Source organism: Granulosicoccus sp. 3-233 (assembly GCF_052681095.1).
Genome location: NZ_JBQYLE010000036.1, coordinates 1 through 5555 on the forward strand (window position 1 = coordinate 1; position 5555 = coordinate 5555).

4 protein-coding genes and 2 pseudogenes are annotated in these 5555 nt (G+C 49.6%); 3 read left to right on the forward strand and 3 right to left on the reverse strand.

All coding sequences use genetic code 11. The annotated features are described in order from the left end of the window. Positions 1-208: 208 nt before the first annotated feature. From ACUNV4_RS30130 to ACUNV4_RS30140, 3 genes and pseudogenes are all read right to left on the reverse strand, one after another. Positions 209-2332, reverse strand: coding sequence for a beta strand repeat-containing protein (locus ACUNV4_RS30130; protein WP_430882387.1), 2124 nt, complete (start codon positions 2330-2332; stop codon positions 209-211). 166 nt (positions 2333-2498) lie between these two features. Continuing rightward, positions 2499-3453 (reverse strand): annotated as a pseudogene (locus tag ACUNV4_RS30135) (IS1595 family transposase). Between the two features lie 332 nt (positions 3454-3785). After that, positions 3786-3983 (reverse strand): annotated as a pseudogene (locus ACUNV4_RS30140) (transposase); the annotation flags it as partial. 82 nt (positions 3984-4065) lie between these two features. Between ACUNV4_RS30140 and ACUNV4_RS30145 the strand changes: the two are divergent. Genes ACUNV4_RS30145 through ACUNV4_RS30155 form a run of 3 tightly spaced genes read left to right on the forward strand, consistent with a single transcriptional unit; the run spans position 4066 to position 5482 of the window. Then, positions 4066-4470 carry a transposase gene (locus ACUNV4_RS30145; protein WP_430882388.1) on the forward strand — a complete coding sequence of 135 codons (405 nt, stop codon included), beginning with the start codon at positions 4066-4068 and terminating at the stop codon, positions 4468-4470. Continuing rightward, positions 4467-4766 carry a hypothetical protein gene (locus tag ACUNV4_RS30150; RefSeq protein ID WP_430882389.1) on the forward strand — a complete coding sequence of 100 codons (300 nt, stop codon included), beginning with the start codon at positions 4467-4469 and terminating at the stop codon, positions 4764-4766. Before ACUNV4_RS30145 ends, ACUNV4_RS30150 begins: the two co-directional genes overlap by 4 nt. Before the next feature lie 59 nt (positions 4767-4825). Further along, complete coding sequence (locus ACUNV4_RS30155) at positions 4826-5482, forward strand: hypothetical protein (protein WP_430882390.1); 657 nt, start codon at positions 4826-4828, stop codon at positions 5480-5482. The last annotated feature ends 73 nt before the right edge of the window (positions 5483-5555 follow it).

Consider the following 5555-nt stretch of genomic DNA (forward strand, 5'->3'; position numbering starts at 1 on the left):
GTTACGAAAGGCGACTTGTCAGAACTCTGCAACTCGTTGATAGTCAGGGCCGTTTTCACTGGCCGGGAACTGCTGACGAAGAACTCAGCTCCTGCTACTATGACTATTTGATTTGCAAAACCCCCAGCCAGTCTACTTGGCAGACTGGGGGCATTACCTTATTCTTCGCTCTGAAAAATCAGCGAGAATCAAACACTAACTAAACCAATCAAAGTTGATTGATAGAACGGTTTCCGGAATCAGCAGTAGCGCTGCATTGAAAACAATCGATCTGATTGATAGTCAGAGCTACACCATCATCACCGTTGACCAAGGTAGCAACTGAAGTATTACCGCTACCTCCTGACTGCACAATCACAGCTGAAGCACCCAACACATCAGTCGCACTGATTGAAGCCATATGGTTCAATCCACTCTGCTCGATTGAGAAGTTGCCATCCTGCGTATCGTTCATGGAGATAGATGCCGAATGTGCAACGCCAAGGTTGGATTGTGTGATGCTTACAACACTATCGAAATCGTTTTGAATGTCTAACATAGCCACATTCATATTATCATTCTGATTGATATTAACGACAGTCTGATTTGCATTGTCAACACCCAAGAATGCCTCATTGTCATCGCCACCGGTCAAACCTTGACTAACATTCAATTCGAACCTTGACTCTACGATAGAACCATCAATCGAGTTGCCGTCGTCAGCCTGGTTGAAAGCGACTACTGACCCGCGATCTCCCTGGAACTCAAACGGTGCAAGTGACCCTACCGCGTTATTGTTGCCATTTTGCGTTATTGTCAAATCCGTTCTATTGGATTCAACCAGGTCAACCAAAGCCAAATTCTCATCACCTCCCATCGCACCTTGTGAAAGTGCAACTGACAGATTCGCGGATTCCTGCATATTTATACCCGCCATATTCGCATCGTCGGCTTGAATTATGCTCAACAAACTATTGGTGTCTGATATGCTTCCGATGACACTCGACACGTTCAACTCACCGCTTTGATCTATCGTGGCCGCCGTGCCTGTTGCACCATTAAGGCTGACGATGGCTGTATTCTCAAAACTGCTAGAGTCCTGCATCACTACAACAATCGCCGAGTCGATATCATCACCAGCAATATCGACTATACCGAGTCTTCCTGACTGATTTACAGTCAACGTACTATTCAAGCCGCCTTCTACACTCACACCCGCCTGATTCTGTCCGAGAGACTGAGTAACAGACACCATGCTGCCGTCATCGTCTTTTAGAAACACATCTGCAACGTGTTCGTTGCCATCCTGCGTAACACTGACATTGCTGCCATTGCTCTCTCGTACGATGATTACAGCGTCGTTGAGATCGCCGTCTGCTGTTTGATCAATTGATACAGTGGCAGTGGAATTGTTAAGCACATTGGCTCGCGCAGTGTTGTCTGAATCTGCCTGGCTGATTAATACAATGCTTCCGTCATCTCCTCGCACCAGCGAGATCGCTTCGTTGTTGTCACCCTGCTGAGTGGCGGAGATATTACTGCCTTCTGAGTTTCTTACAGTCAGCGTGGCTGAGTTGTTGTCACCTTCAACGTTCTGAGAAATCCCAACTGTAGTGCCTGTTGTATCATACAGAAAAACTCGACCGTCATTAGAGTCATCGCTTTGGTCGATACTTACACTGCTGCTTTTATCAAGAAAACTCGTCAGTTTGGCAAAGTTGGCAGTACCCGTTTGACCGATAGTCGCTGTAGTGGTAAATGGACCGGCACCACCTGTACGGGAAATTGAAATATCAGCCTCAGCCTGGTTATCAGCACCGTCCTGATCAATCGTGACAGTGGCCGATTCGACATCAATCAACCTTACTGTTCCCTTCTGCCCGATACCTGCTTGTGAGACGCTGACCAAGTCGCCACTACTGCGTTGCGAGATAATGTCCACTTCCTGAGACTCTCCAGTCTGATCGACTGTGTAGTCATTGGGGGTGTCGGTAGAAGCCGTGTCCCCGATAGCCTGAATATTCACATCCAGATCGTTTCCATCCTGGTTTACAAGAATACTGTTCTCTCTAGGGTTCGTCTTTATCTGACGGATGTTCACATTGTTGCCGATGAAATCACCGTTCTGATTGACTTCGATATTGAATTCTGCAGGAGTCCCGGCTTGTATTATATTGACGTTATGAGCTATATCTCCGCCCTGGTTAACCAGAATATCTGCATTCGCGCCACCATTCTGAGTCCAGTTAGTGACGTGCGTTGCGCCACTCTGGTTGATGGTTACGGCCGCGGTGGATATTCCCGGTGCAGCAACAATTAAAGCTACCGCTGCCGCTATTTTGTTTCGTTTCATGTGTAATCCTCGTAGTTATCCATATTTACGTCACTATTACAGCACTTTGCTGCCCATACCTTGATATACAGCTCTCAACGTGTCATGTGGAAGACAGCGCTGATCAAGATTCCTCCAATGCCGAGATCCTCTGTCACCCAATTTATTTGTTAAAACTTCCTCTTTATTACGCACGAGACTCAACCAGCTTTACGAATCGATATAGGAAAGGTGGTGTGCGTAAAGTGCTGTACGCCAATCGCTTTAAAATTCCCGCAAGATCGTGTCGCCTGTTGAATCGATATTGAAACCCCGCCAGGTAGCGTGGCCAGATGTTCTGGCGAAACCTGGCGGTATGTACCCTTGAGTGCGGACTTGATGTTGCCAAGTGCTGTGTTAACCCATTTGAACGTCGGCTTCTACACCGCCCGACATCCGCCGCCAGAAACGACAACCGTATGACTGCAGCCTTGATCAATCACAGCGCCGAAACAAGCCAGGCCATCACTGTAGACATCGGCTCCGGAGACCACCTTTTCCTTGGCAAACGCACGAACCTCGTCGTTACTGAATCCGTTCACAACCTGCAGCGTCATTGTCTGAGTTTTGCCGTCTCTATCCGTCTGAACTGCGGAGATAAAGGGTGTTTTTCCTTCAGCACTGCGTCCTGCTTTTGCCGGCTTCCGCGCTCGCTCGCCACCCAAGTGGGCATCATCGATCTCGATGCGATCCGTCAGTTTCCGGCTCGCCTCCCGCTCCTTCATGGTCTGCATCAGCAATTGCTTAATCAGCCAAGGCGTGTTGTAAGACGCGCGAAGTCGACGCTTCAGTTCCATCGCTAAGACGCCATTCTTGGATTGGGTCAGGTGGTACATCGTCCGAAACCATGTAGTCAGTGGCAGCTTGGTGACGTGAAAAATAGTGCCAACGGTAATGTATGTTTGAGTCCGGCAGTCAGCACACTGCACTAGTCGACGATGCTCCAACTCATACCCCTTCCTATGCTCACAGCAAGGGCAGGCAAAGTTATCCGGCCAGCGAAGTTCGTAAAAGGCGAGAAAACAGAATTCCTCAGCGCCATAAAGCTCCTCGAACTCTAGCTCGGAAAGGCCCTTCTGGAACTGAATCTGGTTACGAGGCATTGACTTGGCCCTATTGTTCTAGCACTGTTCATATATACAGCAATAAGTGCTGCTTAGGAAGCTACGTAATCAAGAAGTTCCTCTCATGCATGTGGCCGACACGACGGTGATCGAAATCAACTAATTGACCAGATATAAATAGCCGTCAATTTTTTGGTGAGTCTATGCGAATAACTACCACCATGCAACTAAATATTTCTATTCGTCAACACAGAAAACCAACTCTTGTTATCACTTATGAAGGCAACAAGCCGAGTCCTCATCAAGCAATATATCATTCCTATACCAAAGGATAGTTTCACACCCCAGCCTGAGTTTGATATTACGCGGTTTCAAATCCCAAGTGCAACGGTTGGGGTAATGCCAAAGGCTACCTGATTTGGCGTTTTCATATCAAGGCACTTGCGAGGTCTATTATTCAATTTTCTCTCCACTTGCCTCAGGTCTTCATCGGTAATCGTGCTGAAGTCTGACCCTTTCGGAAAATACTGCCTGATCAGTCCATTTCCATTCTCATTCGCACCTCTCTCCCCCTACGTGTCAACCTGATGCCATACAGTCATCGTATGGGATAACATAGATTTCAGGGCTATGAAAACAGGAACACAGACAGTGCCGAAAGATCCATCAGATATGCCCGACAGCCAGGTGACGCCTGATTCCAAGCTGGAGAAGCGCACACGGCGAGTTTTCAAGCCCGAGTACAAACTGCGTATTGTTCAGGAAGCCAATGCTTGCAAACACGGTGAGCTGGGTGCCTTGCTCAGACGAGAGAAGCTCTACAGCAACCAGCTCTCAGACTGGCGCCGAGAGTACGCCGAGAACGGACTCGAAGGCTTGAGCAAGTCCTCTCCAGGGCCTGCTCCGTCAAAGACGGCAGAACAACGCGAAGTCGACAAACTCAAGAACCAGGTACAGAAGCTTCAGAATGAATTGGCGATTGCCGATGACTGCCTGAGTATCCAAAAAAAAGTATTGTCGATTCTCGATCGTTCGAGCAATGGGAGTACGCAGTGAGCCTGGCCATCGAACAGCGACCGGAGCGCTTGCCATTGAGTGTTGCCTGCAAAGTGCTTGGACTGAATCGTAGCAGCGTCTACCAGCGGCAGCGAGGCTTGGTTGGTGACAAGGCGAATCGGAGTCGGAAGAACTCGGTTCAACCTCGTGCTCTGAGCGAGCAGGAGCGTCGCGATATCCGCGATACCTTGCATAGCGAGGAATACCGCAACCAGCCGCCCGCGGAGGTGTGTATTTCGGCGCACCTTGACCGCTCATTTCAATTCATCGTGACCGCCTATTTCGGCCGATCGTGACCGGCAATTTCAACTGATGATGACCGATTTCGGGCCAATTTCCGAAATCAGCGGTCACGATGATGAAAACCGCGGTCACGATCAACCGAAATCACACCCAAGACACTGGATTTCTTCCACTTTTTTCGGCCTTACTCCCTGATCACCGCATCAGAGATCAGAACGTGCCGACACCGAGGATATCCATGCCTACCATTATCGAAATATTGCGACTGAAGTACGACTCAAAACTCAGTCATCAAAAGATCGCGCAAGCCGTCGGTTTATCAAAAGGTGCGATCGGCAAGTACGTCTCCATCGCCTCTGCGGTGGGAATACGTAGCTGGCCATTGCCTGACGGAGTTGACGAGGCTGCCCTCGAACAACGCCTGTTTCCCAACTCAGGCAAGTCCCCATCACGCTACATCGAGCCGGATTGGTTCGTGATTCATCAGGAGCTTAAACGCAAGGGCGTGACCTTGCTCCGGTTGTGGGCCGAGCATGAGGAACGTGTCGGCGAGCGAGCTCATCGCTATACCCAGTTTTCCCAGCGCTACCGGGCGTGGAAATTGAGGCAGAAGCGCAGCATGCGTCAACACCACCGTGCTGGTGAGAAAGTATTCATCGACCACTGTGGCCCGACCGTTCCGGTCATCAATAGGCGCACGGGCGAGATCCGACAGGCACAGATCTTTGTCGCTGTCATGGGGGCCTCGAGCTACACGTTTGCAGAGTAAGCGCCAACGTAACAGGGTCCTCTGCGTTTCAACCCGCCCCTAATTCATATTCCACGGCATGAGCGCATCCAGT